We start from the raw sequence: 1,379 nt of genomic DNA on the forward strand, positions 1-1,379 counted from the left end.
GAGTGATTGGGGGGAAAATTTAGGGATTTTTTCCCTGAAAATTAGGTAATTGACCACCTGAAAATGGGTAAAACCCCACACCCCACACCCCACACCCCACACCCTGCCCCCACGAAAAACTTTTTCAGCAGCCCCTAATTAGTGAATTTTTGCCCCAAAAATCTCACACCTTTGGAAAAAGTCCTTGACAATTACTAGAGGAAGGAGTAGGTTACAAACAGTTAAATTTTCTGAAGTCTTATGTCATTATCTAAACTTATCAATCACGGGGGGTGGAGAAGCAGAGCTTATCAAAGGCTCGGCTGAAATCCTTTTCCCTAGCCACGGTTTTTACCACTACCCTTGTGCTGAGTTCGGTATCTTCCGCCGAAGCTTTCACTATTTTCACTAATCGCACCGCTTGGCAAGCTGCCGTCGATGCCATCGCTGGCAGTGTCACCACCACCGATACTTTTAGCAACAACATCGCCTCTGCTCAAACAATAACACTGGATTCGGGCATCGTTTCGGCGAATTCCTTTCCACCCGCAGTTGCGTTTGAGGATAATAGCGTTAGTGGAGGACTTTTCCTCAATTCCACTGATGGAGATGCGAGTAGCGCTTCCACAACTATCACTTGGACTTTTCCCTCACCTGTGTTTGCCTTCGGAGCGGATTTTCTAAATACTAACCCTAACCAGCTAAACCTAACGGGAAATTTCGATGGTACAGGAAACCAAACTCTGCTTGTGAATAACAGTATCGGCGGAGCAAACGGCTTTCTGGGCATTATTGGTAACGCAAACTTCAGATCGATCGTCTTTGGAACTAATACAAATGATCTCGATATCTTCCAGATCGATAGCGCTTCTTTTGCCTCTGTTGCCTCTGTTCCCGTCGCAGTTCCTGAACCTGGTATGATCACAGGACTGGTGTTCTTAGGGAGTGGTTTAGTGGTGCGTCGCCTCGCTAAACGTCGTTAATCGCGCTTGGGGTGGGGAGACGGTCTAAAATTTCCCTAATTTCCCACCCTTTGCGGTTAAAAGCTTTAATTGTGCTGCTGCCTTTGTAATTCCTCGATCGCGTCGGGGGATAAATCGGTAAATCGGGCGATTTCTGAGATAGAAAAACCAGCAGATAGCATTTTTAGGGCAATTTGTCGAGCTTTTTCTTCCTTACCTTTTTGTAGTCCCTTTTCCTCGCCTTCCTCTAAAGCTTCCTGATAGACTTTAGTTTCTCTTAGATCACTTAAACTAAACATATACTTTAGACGTTCATAATCTGAGATTTATTAAACTTCTGAAATCGTAGAGTCAGCAAGGAATCCAGTTCTTTTTTATGTTTCAAATGGGCATCATTCAAACATTCATAAATGGCTGAAGAAAAGTCAGAAAAGTTTT

Annotated in this window: 2 protein-coding genes and 1 pseudogene; 1 reads left to right on the forward strand and 2 read right to left on the reverse strand. The window is 44.1% G+C overall.

The features are described from left to right. Positions 1–272 precede the first annotated feature (272 nt). Positions 273–962, forward strand: a complete 690-nt coding sequence (locus O9290_RS01825) for a hypothetical protein (protein ID WP_002762047.1) — start codon at positions 273–275, stop codon at positions 960–962. A 65-nt stretch (positions 963–1,027) separates the two neighbouring features. Here the strand turns inward: O9290_RS01825 and O9290_RS01830 are convergent, their stop codons facing one another. Together O9290_RS01830 and O9290_RS01835 are read right to left on the reverse strand one after the other, a co-directional pair. Then, positions 1,028–1,240 (reverse strand): Rpn/YhgA-type helix-turn-helix domain-containing protein, encoded by a 213-nt coding sequence (locus O9290_RS01830; RefSeq protein WP_288058714.1) that lies wholly within the window; start codon positions 1,238–1,240, stop codon positions 1,028–1,030. 5 nt (positions 1,241–1,245) lie between these two features. Further along, a pseudogene (locus O9290_RS01835) lies at positions 1,246–1,379 on the reverse strand (IS630 family transposase); the annotation flags it as partial.

The sequence above is a fragment of the Microcystis sp. LE19-41.2A genome (assembly GCF_027530405.1).
Lineage (GTDB): Bacteria > Cyanobacteriota > Cyanobacteriia > Cyanobacteriales > Microcystaceae > Microcystis > Microcystis aeruginosa.

Coding starts and splice junctions, on each gene's coding strand:
- O9290_RS01830 (WP_288058714.1), bottom strand. CDS start 1,240: ATGTTTAGTTTAAGTGATCTAAGAGAAACTAAAGTCTATCAGGAAGCT.